The 24,539-nt window shown below is 66.1% G+C and carries 20 protein-coding genes and 1 pseudogene; 16 read left to right on the top strand and 5 right to left on the bottom strand.

Annotation, left to right across the window (positions count from 1 at the left end):
- The first annotated feature begins 7 nt into the window (after window positions 1-7).
- The gene (locus tag AC6LJY_RS00980) at window positions 8-1,489 is read left to right on the top strand and encodes an N-acyl-D-amino-acid deacylase family protein (protein ID WP_498135093.1); all 1,482 of its coding nucleotides are present in this window, start codon (window positions 8-10) and stop codon (window positions 1,487-1,489) included.
- A 50-nt stretch (window positions 1,490-1,539) separates the two neighbouring features.
- Window positions 1,540-1,953, top strand: a complete 414-nt coding sequence (locus AC6LJY_RS00975) for a RidA family protein (RefSeq protein WP_104143630.1) — start codon at window positions 1,540-1,542, stop codon at window positions 1,951-1,953.
- A gap of 45 nt (window positions 1,954-1,998) precedes the next feature.
- Here the strand turns inward: AC6LJY_RS00975 and lolA are convergent, their stop codons facing one another.
- Both lolA and AC6LJY_RS00965 read right to left on the bottom strand, forming a co-directional pair.
- Window positions 1,999-2,622 carry an outer membrane lipoprotein chaperone LolA gene (gene lolA, locus AC6LJY_RS00970; RefSeq protein ID WP_046803384.1) on the bottom strand — a complete coding sequence of 208 codons (624 nt, stop codon included), beginning with the start codon at window positions 2,620-2,622 and terminating at the stop codon, window positions 1,999-2,001.
- Complete coding sequence (locus tag AC6LJY_RS00965; protein WP_120154118.1) at window positions 2,622-5,006, bottom strand: DNA translocase FtsK; 2,385 nt, start codon at window positions 5,004-5,006, stop codon at window positions 2,622-2,624. Before AC6LJY_RS00965 ends, lolA begins: the two co-directional genes overlap by 1 nt.
- 42 nt (window positions 5,007-5,048) lie before the next feature.
- Between AC6LJY_RS00965 and trxB the strand changes: the two genes are divergently transcribed.
- The 5 genes from trxB to AC6LJY_RS00940 all read left to right on the top strand — a co-directional run bounded on the left by trxB (window position 5,049) and on the right by AC6LJY_RS00940 (window position 8,891).
- Window positions 5,049-6,008 carry a thioredoxin-disulfide reductase gene (gene trxB, locus AC6LJY_RS00960; RefSeq protein WP_332612635.1) on the top strand — a complete coding sequence of 320 codons (960 nt, stop codon included), beginning with the start codon at window positions 5,049-5,051 and terminating at the stop codon, window positions 6,006-6,008.
- Window positions 5,995-6,663 (top strand): Smr/MutS family protein, encoded by a 669-nt coding sequence (locus AC6LJY_RS00955; protein ID WP_046803387.1) that lies wholly within the window; start codon window positions 5,995-5,997, stop codon window positions 6,661-6,663. The genes trxB and AC6LJY_RS00955 overlap by 14 nt, the downstream gene beginning before the upstream one ends.
- Window positions 6,660-6,989, top strand: coding sequence for a DMT family transporter (locus tag AC6LJY_RS00950; RefSeq protein WP_046803388.1), 330 nt, complete (start codon window positions 6,660-6,662; stop codon window positions 6,987-6,989). The genes AC6LJY_RS00955 and AC6LJY_RS00950 overlap by 4 nt, the downstream gene beginning before the upstream one ends.
- A 77-nt stretch (window positions 6,990-7,066) precedes the next feature.
- Window positions 7,067-7,693: a hypothetical protein gene (locus AC6LJY_RS00945; RefSeq protein WP_498135092.1), complete on the top strand. Its 627-nt coding sequence runs from the start codon at window positions 7,067-7,069 to the stop codon at window positions 7,691-7,693.
- A complete protein-coding gene (locus AC6LJY_RS00940; RefSeq protein ID WP_498135091.1) occupies window positions 7,680-8,891 on the top strand; it encodes a hypothetical protein in 1,212 nt (403 codons plus the stop codon). The genes AC6LJY_RS00945 and AC6LJY_RS00940 overlap by 14 nt, the downstream gene beginning before the upstream one ends.
- On the opposite strand, the gene AC6LJY_RS00935 is transcribed toward AC6LJY_RS00940, so the two are convergent.
- Together AC6LJY_RS00935 and AC6LJY_RS00930 are read right to left on the bottom strand one after the other, a co-directional pair.
- The gene (locus AC6LJY_RS00935) at window positions 8,888-10,990 is read right to left on the bottom strand and encodes a sodium:solute symporter family protein (protein WP_498135090.1); all 2,103 of its coding nucleotides are present in this window, start codon (window positions 10,988-10,990) and stop codon (window positions 8,888-8,890) included. The two genes, AC6LJY_RS00940 and AC6LJY_RS00935, sit on opposite strands and share 4 nt — an antisense overlap.
- A gap of 116 nt (window positions 10,991-11,106) precedes the next feature.
- A pseudogene (locus AC6LJY_RS00930) lies at window positions 11,107-11,376 on the bottom strand (DUF4212 domain-containing protein); the annotation flags it as partial.
- A 743-nt stretch (window positions 11,377-12,119) separates the two neighbouring features.
- Here AC6LJY_RS00930 and kdpF point away from each other — a divergent pair.
- The 9 genes from kdpF to AC6LJY_RS00885 all read left to right on the top strand — a co-directional run bounded on the left by kdpF (window position 12,120) and on the right by AC6LJY_RS00885 (window position 22,953).
- Window positions 12,120-12,209, top strand: a complete 90-nt coding sequence (kdpF, locus tag AC6LJY_RS00925; protein ID WP_046803392.1) for a K(+)-transporting ATPase subunit F — start codon at window positions 12,120-12,122, stop codon at window positions 12,207-12,209.
- Complete coding sequence (kdpA, locus tag AC6LJY_RS00920; RefSeq protein ID WP_498135089.1) at window positions 12,209-14,005, top strand: potassium-transporting ATPase subunit KdpA; 1,797 nt, start codon at window positions 12,209-12,211, stop codon at window positions 14,003-14,005. Before kdpF ends, kdpA begins: the two co-directional genes overlap by 1 nt.
- A gap of 22 nt (window positions 14,006-14,027) precedes the next feature.
- Entirely contained in the window at window positions 14,028-16,187 is a 2,160-nt protein-coding gene (gene kdpB / locus AC6LJY_RS00915; RefSeq protein WP_498135088.1) for a potassium-transporting ATPase subunit KdpB, read from the top strand.
- 212 nt (window positions 16,188-16,399) lie between these two features.
- A complete protein-coding gene (gene kdpC / locus AC6LJY_RS00910) occupies window positions 16,400-17,035 on the top strand; it encodes a potassium-transporting ATPase subunit KdpC (protein WP_498135087.1) in 636 nt (211 codons plus the stop codon).
- 51 nt (window positions 17,036-17,086) lie between these two features.
- Complete coding sequence (locus tag AC6LJY_RS00905; RefSeq protein ID WP_498135086.1) at window positions 17,087-19,900, top strand: DUF4118 domain-containing protein; 2,814 nt, start codon at window positions 17,087-17,089, stop codon at window positions 19,898-19,900.
- A 13-nt stretch (window positions 19,901-19,913) separates the two neighbouring features.
- Window positions 19,914-20,606, top strand: coding sequence for a two-component system response regulator KdpE (kdpE, locus tag AC6LJY_RS00900; protein WP_046803396.1), 693 nt, complete (start codon window positions 19,914-19,916; stop codon window positions 20,604-20,606).
- A 223-nt stretch (window positions 20,607-20,829) separates the two neighbouring features.
- A complete protein-coding gene (locus AC6LJY_RS00895) occupies window positions 20,830-21,588 on the top strand; it encodes a TorF family putative porin (protein ID WP_498135085.1) in 759 nt (252 codons plus the stop codon).
- A gap of 142 nt (window positions 21,589-21,730) precedes the next feature.
- Window positions 21,731-22,051 carry a hypothetical protein gene (locus tag AC6LJY_RS00890; protein ID WP_046803398.1) on the top strand — a complete coding sequence of 107 codons (321 nt, stop codon included), beginning with the start codon at window positions 21,731-21,733 and terminating at the stop codon, window positions 22,049-22,051.
- Between the two features lie 2 nt (window positions 22,052-22,053).
- Window positions 22,054-22,953, top strand: coding sequence for a 4-hydroxy-tetrahydrodipicolinate synthase family protein (locus AC6LJY_RS00885; RefSeq protein ID WP_498135084.1), 900 nt, complete (start codon window positions 22,054-22,056; stop codon window positions 22,951-22,953).
- On the opposite strand, the gene AC6LJY_RS00880 is transcribed toward AC6LJY_RS00885, so the two are convergent.
- Window positions 22,886-24,472: a methyl-accepting chemotaxis protein gene (locus tag AC6LJY_RS00880; protein WP_314358122.1), complete on the bottom strand. Its 1,587-nt coding sequence runs from the start codon at window positions 24,470-24,472 to the stop codon at window positions 22,886-22,888. The two genes, AC6LJY_RS00885 and AC6LJY_RS00880, sit on opposite strands and share 68 nt — an antisense overlap.
- Between the last annotated feature and the right edge of the window lie 67 nt (window positions 24,473-24,539).

The raw sequence follows: 24,539 nt of genomic DNA, 5'->3' as shown, positions 1-24,539 counted from the left end.
ACCCAAGATGTACGACACCCTTATCGGCAACGTCCGTATCCTGGACGGCACCGGCGGCCCCGAGTACCGCGCCAGCGTTGCGCTGGCCGACGGCCGCATCGCAGCCATCGGCGCCTTGCCGGGCGCGCAGGCACGCCAGATCATCGATGGCACCGACCTGGCGCTGGCGCCCGGGTTCATCGACGTGCACACGCACGACGACACCAACGTGATCCGCACTCCGGGCATGTTGCCCAAGCTGTCGCAGGGCGTGACCACCGTGGTGGTGGGCAACTGCGGCATCAGCGCCTCGCCCGTGTCGCTGCGCGCCGACCCGCCGGATCCGATGAACCTGCTGGGTGGCCGTGAAGACTTCAACTACCCCTCGTTCAGCGACTACACGCGCGCCATCGAAGCGGCGCGTCCGGCCGTGAACGTGGCCGCGCTGGTCGGCCATACCGCCCTGCGCAGCAACCACATGGACCGCCTGGACCGTGTTGCCACGCGCGACGAAGTGCTGGCCATGCGCGAACAGCTGCGCGATGCGCTGGCGCACGGCGCCATCGGCCTGAGCACCGGCCTGGCCTATGCGTCCGCCATTGAAGCCGACACCGCTGAAGTCAAGCTGCTGGCAGAAGCCCTGGATGAATTTGGCGCGCTGTACACCACGCACCTGCGTTCCGAGTTCGCCGCCATTCTGGATGCCATGCAGGAAGCTTTCGACATTGCCGGGCACGCGCGCGTGCCGGTGGTGGTGTCGCACCTGAAATGCGCGGGCGCGGGCAATTGGGGCCGTACGAAGGAAGTGCTGTTCGCGTTGGAAAACGCAGGCCGCATGCAGCATGTGGGCTGCGATTGCTATCCGTATTCGGCCAGCTCGTCCACGCTGGATTTGAAGCAGGTGACCGACGAATTCGATATCGACATCACGTGGTCGGTGCCGCATCCCGAGCAGGCGCGGCGCAAGCTGGCCGACGTGGCGGCGGACTGGGGCGTGTCCTTGCTGGACGCCGCGCGCCGCCTGCAACCGGCCGGCGCCGTGTATCACAACATGCACGAGGACGACGTGCGCCGCGTGCTGTCGCATCCATTGACGATGGTGGGGTCCGACGGCTTGCCCAATGACCCGATGCCGCACCCGCGCCTGTGGGGCGCGTTTCCGCGCGTTCTGGGTCACTACAGCCGCGACGTGGGCTTGCTGCCGCTGATCCAGGCCGTACACAAGATGACCGGTCTTTCCGCCGCCCGCTTCGGCCTGGCTGATCGCGGCCTGCTGCGCGAGGGCTATCACGCCGACCTGGTGCTGTTCAATCCCGATACCGTCATCGACCGCGCTACCTTCGCCGAGCCGGTGCAAACGGCCGCCGGCATCGAGGCCGTGTGGGTCAACGGCGCGCTGTCCTACCGGCACGGCCAGGCCACCGGCGAACGCGCGGGCCGCTGGCTGCCCCGCAATGGCGATTTGCGCGCCAGCTTCGCGGCGGCCTCGCCCTATTCGGCCTTGGCCTGAATTTCCTTGCCCGAATCATCCTTGCCCACTACGAACTAAGGAGCACCTCCATGAGCAACACTCCCACCCCCGATCAAAACGGCATCACCCGCTACGGCGTCGGTGGCGGCACCGGCCAGGGCGGTTCGCACATGCCGTTCGCGCGCGCGGTCGCCGCCGACGGCTGGCTGCACGTATCCGGCCAGGTGCCGATGGAAAACGGGGAAGTGATTGAGGGCGGCACGGTGGCGCAATGCCACAAGGCCATCCAGCAATTGCTGGCCATCTTGAAGGAAGCGGGCTACGGCCCGGAACACGTCGTGCGCTGCGGCGTATGGCTGGACGACGCGCGCGATTTCCCGTCGTTCAACAAGGTGTTCAAGGAATACTTCGGCGAAAATCCGCCCGCCCGCGCCTGCGTGCAGTCCAGCCTGATGGTGGACGCCAAGGTGGAAATCGATTGCGTGGCGTACAAGCGCCCTTGATGCGGTGAACCGCCGGCCACGCGCCTGCCGGCGCGCGGCGCGGCCTTACATCTTGACGATGTCCACGCCCTTGGGCGCGGTGAACTGGAATTCCTTGGCGGGCAGGCTGGGGTTGGCGGCAATGGACGACAAGTCCACGCGCGTCGTCTGGCCAAACGAATCCAGCAGCTCGACCCGGACGGGCAGGTTGTCTTTCATGCCGATGTCCACGCGCGAAAAGCCCGCATCCGCCGTGCGCGGCTTGGCGCGCAGCCAGTCCACGCCGTCCTTGGACGGCAAGGCCGACACATCAAACGACTGTTCCAGCGAACCCGATCCGAACAGGATCGCGGCCGGCGACGTGCCGATGGCGGCGTCCACCTTGCGTTCGGTAACCTGCGCCAGGTCGGGGTCAAACTGGAACAGCACGCGCCCGTCGGACACCACCAGCTGCTCATAGGGCTTTTGCACCGCCCACTTGAACTTGCCCGGGCGCTGGAATGAAAACACGCCGGTCTGGGCAGGCTGCGTGCGGCCCTGGTTGTTCACGGTGTATTGCGAGAACGAACCGGTGGCCGAGGTGACCGTGGCCACGAACGACTTCAACTGCTCTTGCGCGCTGGCGGCGAACGTCAGCGCGGGCGCCAGGCTCAGGGCGGCGACAACGGCCAGGCGGTGAAACGTCTTCATCAGGCTTCCTCTCGGGCGGCGGCAGCGGCGGGGACCAGGATCTCGCGATTGCCATTGGACTGCATCGCCGACACCATACCCGATTGCTCCATCTGCTCCAGTAACCGGGCCGCGCGGTTGTAACCGATACGCAGGTGGCGCTGCACCAGCGAAATCGACGCGCGGCGATGCTTGAGCACCACTTCGCAGGCCTGGTCGTACATCGGGTCGGATTCCGCGTCGCCACCGATGCCGGTGACGCTGCTGGCGCCTTCGCCGTTATCGCCCTCGACGCCGCCTTCCAGCAGGCCTTCGATGTAGTTGGGCTCGCCTTGTGCCTTCAGGCTTTCCACCACGCGGTGCACTTCATCGTCGCTGCAGAAAGCGCCGTGCACGCGCACGGGCAAGCCGGTGCCCGGCGGCATGTAAAGCATGTCGCCCTGGCCCAGCAGGGTTTCGGCGCCCATCTGGTCAAGAATGGTGCGGGAGTCGATCTTGGACGACACCTGGAACGCGATGCGCGTCGGGATGTTGGCCTTGATCAGGCCGGTGATGACGTCCACGCTGGGGCGCTGCGTGGCCAGGATCAGGTGGATACCGGCAGCGCGCGCCTTTTGCGCCAGGCGGGCGATCAGTTCTTCGATCTTCTTGCCCACCACCATCATCAGGTCAGCCAATTCGTCGATGACCACCACGATGGTGGGCAGCGGCGCCAGCGGCTCGGGCTGGTCGGGCGTCAGCGAGAACGGGTTCGGGATGGGTTCCTCGCGCTTGATGGCGTCGCGGATCTTGGTGTTGTAGCCCGCCAGGTTGCGCACGCCCATCTTGCTCATCAGGCGATAGCGCTTTTCCATTTCGCCCACGCACCAGTTCAGCGCGTTGGCGGCCTGGCGCATGTCGGTGACAACCGGCGCCAGCAGATGCGGAATACCTTCGTAGACGCTCATTTCAAGCATCTTCGGGTCAATCAGGATCAGGCGCGTGTGCGAAGCGTCGGCCTTGTACAGCAGGGACAGGATCATGGCGTTGATCCCCACCGACTTGCCCGACCCCGTGGTGCCCGCCACCAGCAGGTGGGGCATCTTGGCCAAGTCGGCCACGACCGGGTTGCCGGCAATGTCCTTGCCCAGCGCCATCGTCACGACGGAATGGCTGGCGTGATAGGTCTGCGACCCCAGGATTTCCGACAGACGCACCATCTGGCGGCGCGGGTTGGGCAATTCCAGGCCCATCAGGTTTTTGCCGGGTATGGTTTCCACCACCCGGATACTGACCAGGCTCAAGGCGCGCGCCAGGTCCTTGGCCAGGTTGACGATCTGGCTGCCCTTGACGCCGGTGGCCGGCTCGATTTCGTAGCGCGTAATGACTGGGCCGGCCTGCGCCGCCACCACGGTGACCGACACGCCGAAGTCGGCCAGCTTCTTTTCGATCAGACGCGAGGTGAATTCGATGGTTTCGGCCGACACCGTTTCCTGGTTGGTCAGCGGGGGGTCCAGCAGGCTGATCGCGGGCAGGTCGCCTTCGGCGCCGCCGGCGGGCGCGAAGAACAGCGACTGCTGCTTTTCCTTTTCGACCCGCTCGGACTTGGGCACCACGGTAATGGCGGGTTCGATCCGCACCGGCTGTTCGTGCACCAGTTTTTCCTGCTTGGCCACGACTTGCTCGGTACGCACGGCCTTGGCCACCTGGCCGACCTTGCGGTCTTCGCGAGCGGCGTAGGAATTACGGACGCGGCGCACCAGGCCTTCCAGCCAGGAGCCCACGCGTTCGGCCACCGCCAACCACGAAAAAGAGAAAAACAGGCTCAGGCCGATGGCCAGCATGACCAAAAAGGCCAGCGTGCTGCCCGTAAAACCGATGCTGCGGCTGATCAAGTCGGCCAGCGTGTGGCCGATGACGCCGCCGGCGCCGCTGGCCGTTTCGGACGCGCCGGGCAGGTGCGTGCCCCGGCTGGACAGGCGCAGGGCTTCCATGCCCAGCGACCCCACCAGCAGCAGAAAGAAGCCGATGCCCTCTTCCCAATGGACGCGCGGCAGCACTTCCGGTTGCTTACTGTTAGTTACCTTAAGCTGGCTGGCCAGGCGCCGGTAGCCGGCGCGAACCCGGTGCAGCAGCAGAATTACCCACCACCAGGCGGAAAAACCGAACAGGTAGAGCAGGATGTCGGCCAGGTAGGCGCCCAGGCGGCCGCCGTGGTTGCGCACCACGTCGCCTGGCACCGAGTGCGACCAGCCAGGGTCGGACGCGCTCCAGGTGGCCAGCACCAGAGTCAGCCAGGCCGCCAGGGCGGCAAATAGGATCCAGCGGGCTTCACGCAGCAACGCGGAGATACGCGTTTGTAGCGGCGAAGGCCCGTTGCGGGTGTTGCGCGAGGCGCGCGGGGAAGCAGTCGAGATACGCGGCATGCGGCTCATTATAATTGGGCGTTAACCTAAAGATACCCGCCCATGTCCACGCCCACGCACGCTAAAGTTTTGATACTCGGTTCCGGCCCCGCCGGTTACACGGCGGCCGTCTATGCGGCACGCGCCAACCTGAGCCCCGTCCTGGTGACCGGCCTGGCCCAAGGCGGCCAGTTGATGACCACCACGGACGTCGATAACTGGCCCGCCGACGCGGATGGCGTCCAAGGTCCGGACCTGATGCAGCGCTTCCAGAAGCACGCCGAACGCTTCAACACCGAAATGCTGTTTGACCACATCGCCAAGGTCGACCTGTCCAAGCGCCCGTTCACGCTGACCGGCGACACAGGCAAGGTCTACACCTGCGACGCCCTCATCATCGCCACTGGCGCATCGGCCAAATACCTGGGCCTGCCCTCTGAAGAGGCCTTCATGGGCCGCGGCGTGTCGGGCTGCGCCACCTGCGACGGTTTCTTCTACCGCAACCAGGACGTGGTCGTGGTCGGCGGCGGCAACACCGCCGTGGAAGAAGCCCTGTACCTGTCCAACATCTGCCGCAAGGTCACCCTGATCCATCGCCGCGACAAGTTCCGCGCCGAGCCCATCCTGGTGGACAAGCTGATGTCCAAGGTCGAGAACGGCAACATGGAACTGAAGCTGTTCCATACGCTGGAAGAAGTGCTGGGCGACAACAGCGGTGTAACTGGCGTGCGCGTACGCCACGTGGACACCGGCGTCACGGAAGACATGCCGGTCACCGGCGCCTTCATCGCCATCGGCCACCAGCCCAACACGGAAATCTTCCAGGGCCAGCTGGAAATGAAGGACGGCTACATCGTCACCAAGAGCGGCTTGTCCGGCATGGCCACGATGACGTCCGTGCCCGGCGTGTTCGCCGCCGGCGACGTGCAAGACCACGTCTATCGCCAAGCCATCACCAGCGCCGGCACGGGCTGCATGGCCGCGCTGGACGCCCAACGGTGGTTGGAGAATGCGGGGCAGTAAGGTCGGCCTGGCCGACCTGAAACGCCTGAAGAAAGACCTGCAAACCGAGCGCGAACGCGAAGCGCTTGCCAAGCGGGTTGCCGCCATCAAGAAGCCTGAAACCGCCCCCATGGATGACATGGCGGCGTTTCAGCGCACGATGAAGTCCGTCACGCCGATCAAGCAGGACGCCCGGGTTGAACACAAACCCGTGGCGGAACCTGCCCCGGCGTTGCGGCGGGCCAACGCGCTGGGCGAAACGCCGTCGCGCGCCGATGTGGGCGTATCCGATGGTGGCGAAATTACGCACCTGTTGTCCGAAGGCGGCACCGCCTTCGTGCGTGGTGACGCGGCGCCGGACACCGCGCGCAACCTGCGGCGCGGCCAATGGCGCGCGGGCGCTGAACTGGATCTGCACGGCCTGCGCGTCGAACAGGCGCGCCACGCGCTGCTGTCGTTTCTGGACGAATGCCAAGACCATGGCATCCGCTGCGTGCGCATCGTGCACGGCAAAGGCTACGGATCCGAAGGGCTGGAGCCCGTGCTGAAAGACAAGGCGCGGACCTGGCTGGTGCAAAAGAACGAAGTGCTGGCTTTTTCCGAGGCTCCCGAACGCGAAGGCGGCGCCGGTGCGTTGCTGGTGCTGCTGCGGCAATCCGAAGGGTCGCGCAAATGAAGTGGCTGTACCTGGGCGTGGCGATCATCGCCGAGATCTTCGCCACCAGCGCGCTGAAGGGTTCCGAAGGCTTCACCCGTCTGGTGCCGTCGCTGATCACCGTGTGCGGCTACCTGATTTCGTTTTACTTCCTGTCGCTGACGCTGCGCGAGATCCCGGTGGGCATCGCCTATGCCATCTGGTCCGGCGTGGGCATCGTGCTGATCTCCATCGTGGGCGCGGTGCTGTTCAAGCAGCACCTGGACACGCCCGCGCTGGTTGGCATCGGCCTGATCATCGCCGGCGTGGTGGTGATGAACGTATTTTCGAAGTCGGTATCCCATTGACCGCGCCTGCCGCGGGGGGTGCAGCCGCTGTATGTGACGCGGAATTGTCCGGCGCGGCCCGCTGGCGCGTGACCAGAATGCCGCTCTGGCGCCGATGGCTTGCCTGGCTGTGCTTTGTCAGCCTGGCCTGCCTGGGCGGCCTCTGGAGCGCCAACGCCATGGCGCAGGACTTCAACCGCGCCGCCGAACTCGTCCGCTACCGCGCCTGGTTCCAGGCATTCACCCACGATCTTGATGCGCTTGCCGCCACGCGCGGCCCGCTGACCGAGGCGCAGCTGGACGAACGCTTTGCACGCTCCGTCGTGCCGGGTTCGCGCGCTGCCAGCTTCCTGCGCCAAACCTTCACGCGACGCGGCGACGACGGCTTGTACTATCCGCAAGCCGGGTCGCGCGCGGTGTTCATGGGCGTGCTGGCCAGCGCCATCCCGGCCGGCCAGGGCGGCGTCTACCCCGAGACCACGCCCGCCGTCGATGTCGGCGATTTGACCGTCTGGTACCTGCACGTGGACGTGGGCGACATGGCCAATACCTACCTGCTGTCACCCGAGCATTTCAAGCCCTACCGGCTACCCCCGCCCGGCAAGCTGGAACGCGACGCCTACCCTTTCCTGCTGATGGACACGCGCGACCAGGCGTTGCGCCTGGGCGGCATCAGCAGCGAACTCTGGGGCCTGATGGTCTACCTGCACAATGCCGCCTATTGATCGCACCTTGCGCCTGCTGCTGCTGACCGGGCTGTCGTGCGCGTCCACGTGGGCGCACGCGCTGTGCCAGCCCATGGCGGCATCGGCCCAGCGCGAAACGGTGGTGGCCCAGGTACGGCTGGACGAAACCGCCACCCTGCTGGCGTTGGACGGCTCGCGCATCAAGACCTGGGAACCGCCCGTTGCGGTGCAAACGGGCACACGCGCCACGCCCGTCATCTGGGCCGAGCAGGTGGACTGGTCGGTGTATGCGACCGACCCGATGGCGAACGCCTCCCCTGCGTCTGGGGCCGCGTCTCCCGCCCCCATCAACGCGGGGTCCAAGGCCAACCCCATCGCCAACGCCACGCTCGGCCCCACCGTGCTGCGGTTCGAGCGCGGCCCCGACGGCGTCCGCCACCTGTGCGGCATCGCCCAATTCGACCCCGGCACCCTCCAGGCAGCGCAAGCCGCCGGGCGGCCCGGGCTGCCCAAGCCCGACTACGAAACCCGCTTTCAATACGACAGCGCCGGCCGGCTTGCGGCCTACGAAATGCGTTCTCGGAATGCGCAGGGCAAGCCCAACCCCTCGGCCTATTTCTGTCTGCGCTATGACAGCAACGGATGGCTGGCGGAACATGGCGCCAACGCTTGCAGCGACCCGTCTCGGCCGCTGATGCGCTATGTACACGATGCCGCCGGACGGCTGCTGCGCACGATTTCGTATGTGGAAAACCAGGGCGATGCCCAGGAAGTCACCCAGTTCGATCAGCAAGGCCAAACCGACCAGCGCTATCGTCGCCAACGGCTGGACTGGCACAACGAAAAGTTGATGCTGGGGCTGCCCTATCAGGAACGCCCATCCGAATTCGCCGTCTTGGTGTTGCCCGGCGCGAACTGGGCGGCGCCGGCCATGGAGTCGTATCACTACGACTGGGCCATTGTGCAGCCCAAGGGCGATGACGGCGACGTCTACGGCGCCAGGCGCGATCCGTCGTCCATCCTGGCGCAGGGCAATAGCGGCCCGGACGGCCAATTCACCCTTAGCGTGGCGCAGCGCCGCCAAGTCTGGGAAGCGGCAGGGAAAAACCCCGGCGGCGTGCATTGGCTGTGGGCGCCGGGCCAGGTCTACACGCTATTGCAGACGCTGCCCCCAGGCGTGTGGGATGCGTGCACCAACGCCGACAACCGGCAGCCGAATGCCTGCGGTGCCCCCTAGGAATTGTTGGGGGGCGGCAGCGCATCGCCGGGATGACGCGCGCCCGGATGGCGCACATAATCCACCAGCGCCAAGGTGGCACGGTCCGGCGGCGGGGTCAGGAGCGACACCACGATGATCGTCAGGAAGGCCACCGGCGCGCCGAACACGCCGGCGGCAATCGGCTGGATGCCCCACCACAGGTCCACCGGCTGCGTGCGTGAAATGCCCAGCACCCATTCGCGCAACCACGGATGCGTATGCGTCATGTAGGCAAAGGTAACCAGCAGCCCGGCCGCCATGCCCAAGGTAGCGCCCCATTTGTTGGCGCGGCGCCAGAACACGCCCATGACCAGGGCAGGAAAGAACGACGAGGCCGCGAACGAGAACGCGGCCGACACCATGAACAGGATGTCGGCAGGCTTGCGCGCGGCGACCCAGGCCGCGCCAAACGCCACCACCAGCAGCAGTATCTTGGACACCATTACCCGGCGCGCGGCCGACATGCGCGGCGACACCATCCGGTACCACATGTCGTGCGACAAGGAATTGGACAGCGTCAGCAACAGGCCGTCGGCCGTGGACAGGGCGGCGGCAAGCCCGCCGGCCGCCACCAGGCCCGAAATCACATAAGGCAAGCCGCCGATCTCGGGCATCGCCAGCACCACCACGTCCGCCCCCATGCTGATCTCGCTTAGCTGCACGACGCCATCGCGATTGATGTCGGTCACGTCAAGCAGGTTGCTGTCGACCGCGCTCCAGGCATGCACCCAATTGGGCAGGCTGAGAAAGTTCGACCCCACCACCTGCGTATAGACCTCGTACTTGACCAGCAACGCCAGCGCGGGCGCCATGAAGTACAGCAGCAGGATGAACAGCAGTGACCAGAACACCGATTTGCGCGCCTCGATCACCGAGGGCGTGGTGTATGAACGCATCAGAATGTGCGGCATGCCCGCCGTGCCCAGCATCAGGCACAAGACCAGCGCCAGGAAGTTGACGCGCATGTTGCGCTGTTCTTCGGGATCTTTGGCGGGAAAGGGTTCCGCGTGAGGGGTGGCCGGGGCGGCCCGCGCCTCGAACGTGGCGCGCGCCTGCGACCACGCCACCCGCGCGTCTTCCACGCTGGCGGGGTAGGCGGCCAGCTCGCGCTCGGCCGAACGAATCTCGACCATCGGCGCATCCGACGCGTTCAACTGGGCCAGGCGACTACGCAGCTTGTCCTTTTCCAACGCCCACGATTCGGGCAGGGCCTGTACGCGCGACGCCATTTCATCGGCATGCTGCTGCCACAGCCGCCGCACCTCGATTTCGGAAGGATCGTTTTGCAGATAGATTTCTTTTTCGGTCACCTGCTGCAAGACCACGCCGGCCGACAATTGCGGCACCGGCATGTTCGTATGCTTGACCGACAGCCACACCACCGGCACCAGATAGGCGATGACCAGGATGATGTACTGCCCCACCTGCGTCCACGTTACGGCGCGCATGCCGCCAAGGAACGAGCACACCAGCATGCCGCCCAGCGCCACGAAGATGCCCAGCTCGAACGAAATACCCGTCATGCGCGTGGTGATGATGCCCACGCCGTAGATCTGCGCGACCAGGTAGGTGAACGAACAGAGAATGGCGCAGGCCACGCCCGCCAGCCGGGGCATGTTGCCGCCGTAGCGCGCGCCCATGAAGTCGGGAATGGTGTATTGGCCAAAGCGCCGTAGGTAAGGCGCCAGCAACATGGCGACCAGCACGTAGCCGCCCGTCCAGCCCATGATGTAGGCCAGCCCGCCGTAGCCGGTCAGGTACAGGGTGCCCGCCACGCCAATGAACGATGCCACCGACATCCAGTCGGCCGCCGTGGCCATGCCGTTATAGATAGCGGGCACGCGTCGGCCCGCCACGTAGTATTCGACCTGATCCGACGTGCGGCAGACGATGCCGATACCGGCATACAGGCTGACCGTGACCAGCAGGAAGACGTAGCCGATCCAGTTGCGCGGCATCCCCAGGACCTCGGCCAGCGCCATCAGCAGGATCATCAGGGCAAAGCCGGCCGTGTACAGCACGTAGATACGGCGCAGCCGGATCCTGAATTCCTGTGGGGTATCTCCGCTGAACGGCATCAGCGGCCCCCGCCGGCGCGATGGCCGTTGCCGGGGTTGTTGCCGTTGCCGTTGCCGTTGCCGTTGCCGTTGCCGCCCGCAGGGGTCCCCACTTCATCGCCCCCTCCACCGCCCGCATCGAGCGCCGCCTCGGCGGCTTCATCGGCGCGGTTCATGACCCGCGCGTACACGCCCACGATGATCAGATACGCCAACGGCGCGCCATAGGCCGCCATCCAGAACGCGAAGGGCCATCCGATGAAATCAAAGCTCAGGCTGCGCGCGAAGAATGCGGGCACGAACGTCAGTGCCGCCCAGACCACAAGCAGCAACAGAATCAGCCGCAGATTGCGGCGCCAATAGGGGGTGGTGATAGGCGGGGAAAGAGATGCGCGGGATTTCGGCATAGCTAGGATGTTTTCAGACCCTATCTGGATAGCGCGAAACGCTGCGTCTGAAAAGCCCTTGCGGATGAAATCCAGGCTTTTTATGCGACAACGGCTGGCACTCTTTGGTGCCAGCCGTTGTGCGTTTTGCTTTTTTTGAGTACTGCTTTACTTTTTTTATGTACCGGTGCCGCCGGTATTTGCCCATGCAGGGCTTTGTCTCCTCACCTGCATGGGAAGAGATTCTGCACCAAGTGCGGGAATGCCACACTAGGGGAATGCCCTAAGACGGAGCATTCATTTACATATTCCTCGCACCACAACGGTGCCATTTGACCGGAAAGTTCTAAATATTGGGATTTTTTGGCAAAAAAGCCGGAATTGAGCCGAATTCAGGAATCTGGCGCGTCCCGCAATATGACGGTCGCCACCGCGCCGTGCCCGGAATCGGGCGCGCCGGTCCGGCCCATGAGCCCCCTGGTCCGCCCCGGACGCCGCGCCATTTTTATTTCTTGTTTACACCCGCCCGCCCAACCTATATCCCGTTTTTACCCCCTGCTCCGTAATCTGCCGGTGTCCTGATTGGTCACCTGGCCTGCCCCGGCGCGCATCCGCCTTTGCCGCGCAGGCCCGTCGTTCGAAGGGAGCGCTGCTCCCGGGAGGAAAAACGTGGATGCCATCTATATCGCCGCCTTCGCCGTCATGGCCGGCGCGACGCTAGCCCTGCTGCAATTTTGCGCAGCCCTGTCCGGGGGAGAGCCGTCATGAACTGGCTTTACTGGCTTAGCGGCCTGACTGCGGCCGTGCTGTTCGTCTACCTGTTGGTGGCGCTGTTCAAACCGGAGAAATTCTGATGACCGCCGAATTCGTCGGATTGCTGGCCTTGTACCTGGCAATCCTGCTTGCGATCGCGCCGCTGCTCGGGCGCTACATACGCGTCGCCATGGAAAACGGGCAATCCAGGCTCACCGCCTGGGGCCGCCCGCTGGAGCGCGGCATCTACCGGCTTGCGGGCATTGACCCGCAGGCCGAAATGGGCTGGAAGCGCTACGCCGTGGCCGTGCTGGTGTTCAACATGGTCGGCATCGCGGTCGTCTATGGCTTGCAGCGCTTGCAAGGCATGCTGCCGCTGAACCCTGCCAACATGGGCGCCGTCAGCCCGGATTCCGCGCTGAACACCGCGATCAGTTTTGTCAGCAACACCAACTGGCAAGGCTATGGCGGTGAATCCACCATGAGCTACCTGACGCAGATGCTGGCGCTGACGGTGCAGAACTTTGTGTCGGCCGCCACCGGCATCGCCGTGCTGTTTGCGTTGATACGCGGCCTGTCGCGCCACTGTTCGGCCACGGTGGGCAACTTCTGGGCGGACATGGTTCGCTGCACGATGTACGTGCTGCTGCCGCTGTCGTTCGTGCTGGCGCTGTTGCTGGTCAGCCAGGGCGTCATCCAAAACTTCAGCCCGTATCAAGACGTGCAGACGGTGCAGGCCCTGCACTACGAACAGCCGCGCGTGGACGCCGACGGCCAGCCGGTGCTGGACGCGTCCGGCCAGGCCGTGACCGACCCGGCCGTCACCTCGACACAAACGTTGGCGATGGGCTCCGTGGCCTCGCAGGAAGCCATCAAGCTGCTGGGCACCAACGGCGGCGGCTTCTTCAATGCCAATTCCGCGCACCCGTTCGAGAACCCCACGCCGCTGGCGAACTTCATGCAGATGCTGGCCATCTTGATGATTCCCGCCGCGCTGTGCTTCACCTTTGGCGAAATGGTGGGCAGCCGCCGGCAGGGCATCGCCATCCTGGCCGCGATGACGGTGCTGTTTGCCGCGTTTGCGCTGACCACCGCCTACTTCGAACAGCAGCCCAACCCCATGGCGGCGCAAGCCGGCGCGGACAGCGCCATGACGGCCCTGGCGCCGGGCGGCAACATGGAAGGCAAGGAATCGCGCTTCGGCATCGCGGCCACGTCGCTCTTTGCCATCATCACCACGGCGGCATCGTGCGGCGCGGTGAACGGCATGCACGATTCGTTCAGCGCCATGGGCGGCCTGCCGCCGATGTTGCAGATGCAGTTGGGCGAAGTGGTCTACGGCGGCGTGGGCTCCGGGCTGTACGGCATGTTGGCCTTCGCCGTGCTGGCGGTGTTCATCGCCGGCTTGATGATCGGACGCACGCCCGAATACCTGGGCAAGAAGATCGAAGCCTACGACATGAAGATGGTGTCCATCATCATCCTCGCCACCCCCTTGCTGGTGCTGGGCGGCACCGCGCTGGCCGTGTCGGTATCGGCGGGCCAGGCGGGCGTGCTCAATCCGGGCATCCACGGTTTTTCGGAAATCCTGTACGCACTGTCATCGGCCGCCAATAACAACGGCAGCGCGTTTGCCGGGCTATCGGCCAACACGCCTTTCTACAACGTGCTGCTGGGCATCGCGATGTGGTTTGGCCGCTTTGCCGTGATCGTGGCGGTGCTGGCCATGGCCGGCTCGCTGGCGGCCAAGCGGCGCCTGCCCGCCGGCCCCGGCAGCATGCCCACCACCGGCCCGCTTTTCGTCGTGCTGCTGATCGGCGCGGTGCTGCTGGTGGGCGCGCTGACGTATGTGCCCGCGCTGGCCCTGGGGCCGGTCGCTGAACACCTGCAACCTTGAATGCAACAGGCTAGGAAACAACATGGCCAAGATTGAAATGCAAACCTCAAGCGCAGGCGGCGGCGCCGCCCGCGCACCCGACGTCACCCCTCAAGAGCGCCCTTTCGGCATGTGGTCCCGATCGCTGGTCGCGCCCGCGCTGCTGGACAGCCTGCGCAAGTTGTCGCCCGCCGCGCAACTGAAAAACCCCGTCATGTTCGTCGTGTACGTGGGCAGCATCCTGACCACCGTGCTGTGGGTCATGGCCCTGCGCGGCCAGGCCGAAGCGCCCGCCGGCTTCATCCTGGCCATCGCCGTATGGCTGTGGTTCACAGTGTTGTTCGCCAACTTCGCCGAGGCCCTGGCTGAAGGCCGCGGCAAGCAGCAGGCGGCGACGCTGCGCGGCTTGCGCACCACCATCAACGCGCGCCTGCTCAAGAACTTTCACGACGCCGACGCCCGCGACGCACATCCCGATCAATGGCGCGGCCAGGCCGTCAGCCAGGCTTCGGGCCTGCTGCGCCGGGACGACGTGGTGCTGATCGAAGCGGGTGAAACCATTCCCGGCGACGGGCAGGTCATCGCGGGCGTGGCCTCGGTGGACGAAAGCGCCATCACCGGCGAGTCGGCGCCCGTCATCCGTGAATCGGGTGGCGATTTTTCTTCCGTCACCGGCGGCACGCGCGTGCTGTCCGACTGGATCTTCGTGCGCATCGCGGCCGACCCCGGCGAGAGCTTCCTGGACCGCATGATCTCCATGGTGGAAGGCGCCAAGCGCCAGAAGACGCCCAACGAACTGGCGCTGACCATCCTGCTGGTCGGCCTGACGGTGGTGTTCCTGCTGGTGGTCGTGACGCTGATGCCCTTCTCCATCTACGCCGTCAGCGCGGCGGGCGGCGGTGCGGCGGTGACCGTGACCGTGCTGGTGGCGCTGCTGGTATGCCTGATCCCGACCACCATCGGCGGCCTGCTGTCGGCCATCGGCGTGGCGGGCATGAGCCGCATGATGAGCGCCAACGTCATCGCGACCTCGGGCCGCGCGGTTGAAGCGGCGGGCGATGTCGATGTACTGCTGCTGGACAAGACGGGCACCATCACCTTCGGCAACCGCCAGGCGTCCACCTTCCTGCCCGCCCCGGGCGTGTCGGCCCGCGAATTGGCGGACGCGGCGCGGCTGGCTTCGCTGGCCGATGAAACGCCCGAAGGACGCAGCATCGTGGCGCTGGCCGACAAGGCCACGCACGCCCCCGCCACGCGTGTGGAAAACGCGGAGTTCGTCCCGTTCACCGCGCAATCGCGCATGAGCGGCGTGAACCTGGGCGAACGCATGATCCGCAAGGGCGCGATAGACGCCGTACAGTCCTGGCTCAAAGCGCTGGACGCCAACGTGCCCGACGCTGTGTTGCATCAAGCCGAAGACGTAGCCCGGCGCGGCAGCACGCCGCTGCTGGTCAGCGACGGCAACCGCGCGCTGGGCGTGGTCGAGCTGAAAGACATCGTCAAGCCGGGCATCCAGTCGCGCTTTGCCGAACTGCGCCGCATGGGCATCAAGACGGTAATGATCACCGGCGACAACAAGCTGACCGCCGCGTCCATCGCCGCCGAAGCCGGGGTGGATGACTTCCTGGCCGAAGCGACGCCCGAGGCCAAGCTGAAGCTGATCCGCGCCTATCAAGCCGAAGGCCGGCTGGTGGCGATGACGGGCGACGGCACCAACGACGCGCCCGCGCTGGCGCAAGCCGACGTGGCCGTGGCGATGAACTCGGGCACCCAGGCCGCCAAGGAAGCGGGCAACATGGTGGACCTGGATTCCAACCCCACCAAGCTGATCGAGATCGTTGAAATCGGCAAACAGATGCTGATGACGCGCGGAGCCTTGACCACGTTTAGCGTGGCCAACGACGTAGCCAAGTACTTCGCCATCATTCCGGCCGCCTTCGCCACCGTGTATCCGCAGTTGAACGTGCTGAACATCATGCAGCTGGCCACACCAGCCTCGGCCATCTTGTCGGCCGTGATTTTCAACGCGCTGATCATCGTGGTGCTGATTCCGCTGGCCCTCAAGGGCGTGCGCTATCGGCCGCTGGGCGCCTCGGTGCTGCTGCGCCGCAACCTGCTGATCTACGGCCTGGGCGGCCTGCTGGTGCCATTCGTCGGCATCAAGCTGGTCGACATGGTGCTGGCCGCGCTGGGGTGGGTCTGACGCCCGCGCCGGCCTGGCGCGGCCCGGCCCGGCCTGGCGTGGCCTGGCGTGGCCTGGCGTGGCCCGGCCCGGCCCGGCCCGCAACATAAGCACGTAGCCCGCGTCAGTCGTGCCCCCGACATAACCCGCACCCAGTCACTACCGGCCCCCGGCGCGCGCCTCGCGCCCACCGGTGAGCCCGCCCAGAGCCTGCCTCATTCAAGGAATTCATCATGCAAGCCACAACTTCCGCAAACGCAGCCACCACTGCCCCCAACCCGGCCCGCCAAGGCGGCATCCTGCGCCCCGCGCTGGTCGTCTTTGCCGCGCTGTCGCTCGTGACCGGCCTGGCCTACCCCTTCCTCACGCGCGGCGTGGCCGCCGTGGTGTTCCCGCACGAGGCGGCCGGCTCGCTCATCACGCAGGGCGACAAGGTCGTCGGGTCGGCGCTGATCGGCCAGGCGTTCAGCGAACCGCGGTACTTCTGGAGCCGGCCGTCGGCCACCGCGCCCATGCCGTACAACGGCGCGGCCTCCGGCGGGTCCAACCTGGGCCCGCGCAACCCCGCGCTGGCACAAGTTATCCAGGAACGCATCGCGGCCTTGAAGGCGGCCGATCCGGACAACCCCACGCCGGTGCCGGTGGACCTGATCACCGCGTCCGGCAGCGGCCTGGACCCGCACATCAGCCCGGCCGCCGCCAACTATCAGGCCGCGCGGGTGGCGCGCCTCCGTCATCTGCCGCGCGCGCAGGTGGATGCGTTGATTCAGGCGCACACCGAAAAGCCCTGGATCGGCGTGCTGGGTGACCCGACCGTCAATGTGTTGACCTTGAACCTGGCGCTGGATGCATTGCGCCCTGCGCCATGACGGCGCGGCGTATAGTAGCGCCAGCCTTTTCCACCCCACACTTTGCGCTTCATGGCTGACATTGCTGGCGAGCGTCCCGATCCCGACGCGCTCTTGAAAACGCTGGACGACGCCGCGCGCCAGGCGGTGCGCGGCAAGCTTCGCGTGTACTTCGGCGCATCGGCCGGCGTGGGCAAGACCTACGCCATGCTGGTGGCCGCCCGCGCGCAAGCCGAGCAAGGCGTGCACGTGCTGGCCGGCATCGTCGAAACCCACGGCCGCCGCGAAACGGCAAGCCTGCTGGATGGCTTGGCAACGCTGCCCTTGAAAGATGTGGCGTACCGGGGCCACGTGCTGCGCGAATTCGACCTGGACGGCGCGCTGGCCGCCCGGCCCGCGCTGGTGCTGGTGGACGAGCTGGCGCATTCCAACGCGCCGGGCTCGCGCCACGCCAAGCGCTGGCAGGACATCCACGAATTGCTGGCCGCCGGCATCGACGTCTGGACCACGCTGAACGTGCAGCATCTGGACAGCCTGAACGAAGCGGTGGGCAGCATCACCGGCGTGCGCGTGTGGGAAACCGTGCCGGACGAGGTCTTCGACACCGCCGACGAAGTCATCCTGGTGGACCTGTCGGCCGACGAACTGCTGCGGCGCCTGAAAGAAGGCAAGGTCTATCTGCCCGAGCAGGCGCGCCACGCCACGCGCAATTTCTTTCGCAAAGGCAACCTGATCGCGCTGCGCGAACTGGCCTTGCGCCGCACCGCCGACCACGTGGACGACGACGTGCAGGCGTATCGCCGCGACCGCGCCATTGATTCGGTGTGGCGCACGCGCGAAGCCGTGGTGGCCTGCATCGGCCCGGACGCGGACGCCGAATACGTGATCCGCAGCGCGCACCGCCTGAGCCAGCAATTGGACTGCGACCTGCACGTGGTCACCATCGACACGCCGCGCGCGGCGCCCACCCCCCAGGCCCAGCAAGACCGCATGCAGCGCAGCCTGGCGCTTGCCGACGGCCTGGGCGCGCGCACGGAAACGCTGCCCGGCGGCGACATGGTGGATGCCGTTGTGCGCTACGTGCGTCGGCACAACATCACCAAGGCCGTCGTGGGGCGCACCCGCGCAAGCGGCCTGCAACGGCTGCGCGTGTCGCTATCCGCCTTGTTGTCGGCGGCGCTGGCGCCGGGCTGGCTGTGGCGCCGCCACAGCTTTGCCGACATGCTGGCCGCGGGCTGCCCCGAAATCGACATCATCCGGCTGGGGGCACCGCCCCTGCCCGCCAGCGCGGCGCCAGGGCGCGACCCGCTGACGCTGGGGCACCGCGCACGCACGCCAGCCGATGACCGCAACACTGCGCCTTGGTCGGGCTATGCCTGGGCGCTGTGCTATTGCGCGGCCGCCACGGGCTTGTCGATGCTGGCGTTTCCGGCGCTGCACCAGACCAACATCGTCATGCTGTTCCTGCTGGCGGTAGTGGCCGTGGCGCTGCGTCACGGGCGTGGCCCGGCCGCGCTGGCGTCCGTAGTCAGCGTGGCGTTGTTCGACTTTTTCTTCGTGCAGCCGCTGGCATCCTTTGCCGTGTCGGACGTGCAGTACCTGCTGACGTTCGCCGTGCTGCTGGCCGTGGGCCTGCTGATCGGGCAGCTGACGGCCGGGCTGCGGCTACAGGCGCAGGTGTCGGTCAAGCGCGAAGCCGACGCGCGCAGCCTGTACGAATTCGCGCGCGAGCTGTCGTCGGCATTGTTGCCGGAACAGATCGTGGCGCTGGCCGGCGCATTCGTGCACGCCACGTTCGGCTCGCGCTGCGCGCTGTATATCCTGGGCCTGGACGACCGCCTGAAGCTGGCCTCGCCCGCCGCCGACGATATGCCGGCGCTGGAGTCCGCCTTGGCCCAATGGGTGTATGACCATGGCCAACCCGCCGGCGCGGGCACCGCCACGCTGTCCAACAGCGACCTGCTGTACCTGCCCCTGAAAGCGCCGATGCGCACGCGCGGCGTGCTGGCCCTGGCCGCGCCGCGCCGCAGTCTGTTCACGCATCCCGACGCGCGCCGTCAGATCGAGGCCTACGCCACGCTGATCGCCATTGCGCTGGAGCGGCTGCACTATGTCGAAGTCGCGCAGCAGGCGCTGGTCAGCATGGAATCCGAACGGCTGCGCAATTCGCTACTGGCGGCGGTGTCGCATGACCTGCGCACCCCGCTGACCAGCCTGGTCGGCATGACGGACACGCTGACGCGCCGGCCGGGCACGCTGCCGGACGATGTGCAGGACACCATTCGCGCCATGCGCGACCAGGCGCAGCGCATGCATGCGCTGGTGGTCAATCTGCTGGACATGGCGCGGCTGCAAAGCCACGACACGCCGCTGCGCCTGGAATGGCAGTCCATTGAAGAACTGGTGGGCGCGTCGCTGGCCGCCATGCGCGAGCCGCTTGCCGCGCACCACGTCACCGTTGCGCGCCTGTCCGACCTGCCGCTGGTGGAATGCGACGGCGTGCTGATCGAACGCGTGCTGTGCAACCTGCTTGAAAACGCCGCCAAGTACACGCCGCCCGGCAGCACCGTGCATATCCACGCGGCGGTGCACGATGACTCGCTGCGCGTGGCCGTCTGCGACAACGGCCCCGGCGTCGCGCCGGGCGCCGAACGCCGCATCTTCGAAAAATTCACGCGCGGTGACCGCGAATCCGCCACCCCCGGCGTGGGCCTGGGCCTGGCGGTATGCGAAGCCATCATCCTGGCCCACCACGGCCGTATCTGGGTGGAGCACACGCCGGGCCAGGCCCATGGCGCGCAGTTCGTCTTCAGCCTGCCGCTGGGCACCCCGCCCGACGTCCAGCCCGAATCCACCGAATCCCCCGATTCCCCCAATTCCCATTGAAAGCACCTTTTGCATGTTCGACTACCAGCCTACCGTCCTGATCATTGAAGACGACGCCAACATCCGGCGCTTCGTGCGCCAGGCCCTGGAAAGCGAGGGCTGCGCCGTGCACGAGGCCGACACGGTCAAGCGCGGCCTGATCGAGGCCGGCACGCGCCAGCCCGACGCCATCGTGCTGGACCTGGGGCTGCCCGACGAAGACGGCATGACGCTGATCCGCGAGTTGCGCGGCTGGACGCAGGTGCCGGTGCTGGTCCTATCGGCCCGCAGCGCCGAGCCAGACAAAGTGGCGGCGCTGGACGCGGGCGCCGACGATTACCTGACCAAGCCGTTCGGCGTCAGCGAACTGCTGGCGCGGCTGCGCGTGCTGTTGCGCCGCCATGCGCGGGCGGGCGCGGCCAGCGCCGCCGAGATCAGCTTTGGCGACGTGCGCGTCGACTTCTCGCGGCGCGTCGTCGAACGCGGCGGCCAGCACGTGCACCTGACCGCCATGGAATACCGGCTGCTTGCCGCGCTGCTGGCGCACCGGGGCAAGGTCATGACGCATCGGGAACTGCTGCGCGAGGTGTGGGGGCCGTCGCATATCGAAAGCAACCACTACCTGCGCATCTACATGGGGCACCTGCGGCAAAAGCTCGAAGCCGACCCCGCGCAGCCCGTGTTCCTGCTGACCGAGATCGGCGTGGGGTACCGCTTCGCGGGCTGAGCGGGGCAACGGATCGCGGTGACTGGGATGTAGTGAACGTGGATGTAGTGAACGTGGATGTAGTGAACGTGGATGTAATCAACGTGCCTGTGATCCCCGTGCCTGCGATCGTCGTGCCTGTAATCCACATTGACGCGATCTTTACGCGTGCCGCCTGTGTCTTGTCTCGCGCTTTATGCCGATCCTCCTATTGTTGCCATCCGTTCAACAGCAGGAGCATTCCATGTCCCGCAATTCCTTGGCCGCGCTGGCGCTGCTGACGCTGGCCGCCACCGCCCAAGCCAATGACGCCCCGGTCGCCACCGCCCACCCCGACTTCACTTTGTCCGCAAACCTCAGCCTGACCAGCCAATACCGCTATCGCGGCCTGATGCAGTCGGACAACAAACCCGCCGTGCAAGGCGGCTTCGACCTTGCCCACCGCAGCGGCTTTTATCTGGGCAACTGGAATTCCAGCATCAGCTGGCTCGGCGACAGCAACCCCGACGTTTCCGCCCCCGTGGAAATGGATTTCTACGGCGGCTACAAGGGCAATGTGGCCGACGGCGTGCCCGTGGACCTGGGGGTCTTGCAGTACTACTACCCGGGCGATTTCCCGTCCGGCTACACCAGCCCCGACACCACCGAACTCTACGCCGGCATCGGCTATGGCCCGGTCATGTTCAAGTATTCCATTGCCATGACCAACCTGTTCGGCTTTGCCGACAGCAAATACAGCCAATACTTCGACCTGAGCGCCAACGTCGACACCGGGGTGTGGGGCCTGAGCCTGAACGCCCATGCCGGCCGCCAGATGGTGAAAAACGTGGACAACGGGTCGTATACCGACTGGAAGCTGGGGCTGACCAAGGACTTTGGACAAGGCCTGTCGGTATCGCTGGCCTACCTGGACACCAACGCGGATCGCGCCGTCTATACCAACACCCGCGGTCGCGACATGGGCCGCGCGACAGGCGTGCTGTCCTTGACCAAAACCTTTTGATCCCCCCGGGCGTTGACGCGATTTTTACGCGCCGCGCCCGCTTTTATCGGCGCGGTTTACGGCGCCCTTCCTATAGTGGAATCGTCATCAACCAACCGATACGCGGATCGCCGCAAGCAGCGCCTTCCGCCCCGCCCCCGCCATGATCGCCCAACCCAATTCCTCTGGCCCCGCCTTGCTTGCCCCCTTTCCCGCGCCTGCTCAGGCGCGCAACGAACAGGTGGCGCTGACGGTCAGGATCGATACGCTGGATGCCTTGAACGTGCGCCTGGCGCTGCATCGGGCACTGGGCACGCGCATCGGCATCTATTTGCTGTCGGTGGACCACGCCCGCGCGCAAAGCACGCTGCAATTGCAATGCAGCCGGGACCAACTGGATGACATGATGCAAGCCGTCATGCGTGGGCTGCCGCAGGCCGAATTCGGCACGGTGCGCCCGGCCGCCACCCTGACGGGGCAATAACCATGGACATGCCCGTCACCCCCCGCTTTGAAGGCATCTGGCTGCCGATGATCACGCCGCTGCGTGGCGGCTATGTAGACGCGGACGCGGCCCAGGCGCTGGCCCGCTATTACCGCAACGCGGGCATCACCGGGCTGGTGCTGTTCGGGTCGACCGGCGAAGGCAACTTGCTGAGCCTGTCCGAAAAGATCGACATGGCGCAGGCGATCAACAGCGATCCGCACGCGCTGCCGCTGGTGTTCGGCGCGGGCGGCGTGGACACGCGCGGCGTGGCCACGGCCATCCGGCGCCTGGACAAGCTACGACCGGCGGGCTATCTGGTGCCGCCGCCTTATTATCTGGGCCCATCGCAGGCGGGCATTCTTTGGCATTACCGGCAGATCGCCTGGGCCACCGATCGCCCCATCATCCTGTACAACATCCCCAAGCGCACCGGCGTGACGATGACGGTGGAAACCATGGAAACACTGGCGTCCTTGCCCAATTTTTCGGCGGTGAAGGAATGCGATGCGCCCGTGCTTGCCGCCCTGAATGCGCGCGGCAAGCTGGATGCGCTGTGTGGCGACGATTTGTCCTTGCTGGACCACTGGCTGGCCGGCGGACACGGCGCCATACCGGCCGCCGCGCATCTGTTTCCCGAACGCCACGTTGAAATCATGCGGCTGGCGCGCGCGGGCCAGGCCGACGCCGCCCGAGCGCTATTCGAACCGCTGCGCGCGTTGATCCGGCTGCTGTTCGCCGAACCGAACCCCGCGCCGATCAAGCGTGCGCTGGCCATGCAAGGCCTGATCGCCGACGAACTGCGCATGCCCATGATGCCCGCCAGCCGCGAGATCACGCCGCGGCTGCAACGAGCACTGGGCGCAATGCAGGCGCTGCCGAGCCGCTTGCAGACAGCTTGAATACCGACACGGCGCGCGCCAGGCCGTCGGCCTGATCGTGCAGGGTCGAGGCCGACGCGGCAAACTCTTCGACCAGTGCGGCGTTCTGTTGCGTCACGCTGTCCAGGTGCGTGACGGCCTGGTTGATCTGTTCGATGCCCGTGCTTTGTTCAGCCGACGCCGTGGCGATTTCCCCCATCAACGGCGCGCTGGTGGCCGCCGATTCCAGCACGCTGCCCATCGTGGCGCTGGCCTGCCCCACGCGTTCGCTGCCGCGCGCCACCGAGTCGGACGAGGCTTCGATCAGGTCCTTGATTTCCTTGGCGGCCGTGGCCGAGCGCTGCGCCAAGGCCCGCACCTCGCCCGCCACCACTGCAAACCCACGCCCCTGCTCGCCCGCGCGCGCGGCTTCCACCGCCGCGTTCAGGGCCAGGATGTTGGTCTGGAACGCAATGCCGTCGATCACGCTGATGATCTCGCCGATGCGCTGCGAGCTGTGCGAGATCTCGCGCATGGCGTCGATGGCGTGCTGCGTTTCTTCGCTGCCCTGACGCGCCAACTTTGCCGACTGCGCGGCCAGCGCGCTGACTTCGCGCACGTGTTCCGCGCTTTGGCGGGCAGTAGCCGTAATTTCTTCGACGCTGGCCGCCGTCTGTTCCAGCGCGGCCGCCTGCTTTTCGGTGCGGTCCGACAGGTCCAGGCTGCCCGCCGCGATCTGGCGCGAGGCCGCCGCGATGGAGCCGGTCGATTGCACGATGCTGCGCAAGGCCACTTCCAGCCGTGTCTGCATGCGCCCCATGGCTTCGAACAGCTGCCCGATTTCGCCACGATGGTTGCCGGATACCTCGCCTGCCAGATCGCCGTTGGCCACGCGTTCGCACAGCGCCACGGCCTCGTCCAAGGGGCGGATCACATGGGTGTGGAAAAAACGCAGCGCCGCCAACAGCAACAACACCAACAGACCGATGGTGGCCCCGCCCTGACGCCAAAGCGTCTGGTAGAACGCGGCGTCCACATCGTCTACATACAGGCCCGTGAAGACTAGCCAGCCCCATTCCGCGTCGTAGGTTGCGTAACTGATCTTCGGCAGCGCTTCCTCCGCGCCGGGCCGTGGGAAGCGGTAGTGCACATAGCCGCCGCCCGCCTTGCCGCCGGCATACAGCCGCTGGAATATGGGCAGCCCGTCCACGTCCTTGATGTCACGCACGTTGGTGCCCACCAATTTCGGGTCAGGGTGCACCAGCAAGGCGTAGTCATCGCCGAATGCGCCCACATAGCCGTCGGCGCCATAGCGCAGTTGCGACAGGCGCCTGGCCACGTTGCGCTTGGCCTCGGCCAGCGGCATGCCTTCGCTGACGCTTTGCTTGCCGTTGCGCAAAATGCCGGCCGACAGGTCCAGCACGTGCCGCAGTTCCGTCTTGCGGTCCTCGACCATTTCACCCCGACGCTGCCACGCATCCCAGGCGCCCAGCGCCAGCACGGCCGCGCCTATCGCGAAAACGAACCACAACAACTCTCTGCGCAGACTGGAGTTCTTCACCGGATTTCCTTGTAGTGCTTGTCATGCCCACTGCGCGCCTGAAACGATAGACGGCAAAATGTGACTG

Source organism: Achromobacter sp. RT286_PF (assembly GCF_059760425.1).
Note: the sequence above shows the minus strand (reverse complement) of the source record. Positions and strands in the feature narration are given on the sequence as shown.

What these genes read in the sequence shown, in the direction of transcription:
- AC6LJY_RS00935 (WP_498135090.1), bottom strand. Translation starts at nt 10,990, where the DNA reads ATGCCGTTCAGCGGAGATACCCCACAGGAATTCAGGATCCGGCTGCGC.
- kdpA (WP_498135089.1), top strand. Translation starts at nt 12,209, where the DNA reads ATGACCGCCGAATTCGTCGGATTGCTGGCCTTGTACCTGGCAATCCTG.
- AC6LJY_RS00975 (WP_104143630.1), top strand. Translation starts at nt 1,540, where the DNA reads ATGAGCAACACTCCCACCCCCGATCAAAACGGCATCACCCGCTACGGC.
- AC6LJY_RS00885 (WP_498135084.1), top strand. Translation starts at nt 22,054, where the DNA reads ATGGACATGCCCGTCACCCCCCGCTTTGAAGGCATCTGGCTGCCGATG.
- AC6LJY_RS00980 (WP_498135093.1), top strand. Translation starts at nt 8, where the DNA reads ATGTACGACACCCTTATCGGCAACGTCCGTATCCTGGACGGCACCGGC.
- AC6LJY_RS00945 (WP_498135092.1), top strand. Translation starts at nt 7,067, where the DNA reads ATGCCGCTCTGGCGCCGATGGCTTGCCTGGCTGTGCTTTGTCAGCCTG.
- AC6LJY_RS00965 (WP_120154118.1), bottom strand. Translation starts at nt 5,006, where the DNA reads ATGCCGCGTATCTCGACTGCTTCCCCGCGCGCCTCGCGCAACACCCGC.
- AC6LJY_RS00955 (WP_046803387.1), top strand. Translation starts at nt 5,995, where the DNA reads ATGCGGGGCAGTAAGGTCGGCCTGGCCGACCTGAAACGCCTGAAGAAA.
- kdpC (WP_498135087.1), top strand. Translation starts at nt 16,400, where the DNA reads ATGCAAGCCACAACTTCCGCAAACGCAGCCACCACTGCCCCCAACCCG.
- AC6LJY_RS00895 (WP_498135085.1), top strand. Translation starts at nt 20,830, where the DNA reads ATGTCCCGCAATTCCTTGGCCGCGCTGGCGCTGCTGACGCTGGCCGCC.
- kdpB (WP_498135088.1), top strand. Translation starts at nt 14,028, where the DNA reads ATGGCCAAGATTGAAATGCAAACCTCAAGCGCAGGCGGCGGCGCCGCC.
- lolA (WP_046803384.1), bottom strand. Translation starts at nt 2,622, where the DNA reads ATGAAGACGTTTCACCGCCTGGCCGTTGTCGCCGCCCTGAGCCTGGCG.
- AC6LJY_RS00890 (WP_046803398.1), top strand. Translation starts at nt 21,731, where the DNA reads ATGATCGCCCAACCCAATTCCTCTGGCCCCGCCTTGCTTGCCCCCTTT.
- kdpF (WP_046803392.1), top strand. Translation starts at nt 12,120, where the DNA reads ATGAACTGGCTTTACTGGCTTAGCGGCCTGACTGCGGCCGTGCTGTTC.
- AC6LJY_RS00950 (WP_046803388.1), top strand. Translation starts at nt 6,660, where the DNA reads ATGAAGTGGCTGTACCTGGGCGTGGCGATCATCGCCGAGATCTTCGCC.
- AC6LJY_RS00940 (WP_498135091.1), top strand. Translation starts at nt 7,680, where the DNA reads ATGCCGCCTATTGATCGCACCTTGCGCCTGCTGCTGCTGACCGGGCTG.
- trxB (WP_332612635.1), top strand. Translation starts at nt 5,049, where the DNA reads ATGTCCACGCCCACGCACGCTAAAGTTTTGATACTCGGTTCCGGCCCC.
- kdpE (WP_046803396.1), top strand. Translation starts at nt 19,914, where the DNA reads ATGTTCGACTACCAGCCTACCGTCCTGATCATTGAAGACGACGCCAAC.
- AC6LJY_RS00905 (WP_498135086.1), top strand. Translation starts at nt 17,087, where the DNA reads ATGGCTGACATTGCTGGCGAGCGTCCCGATCCCGACGCGCTCTTGAAA.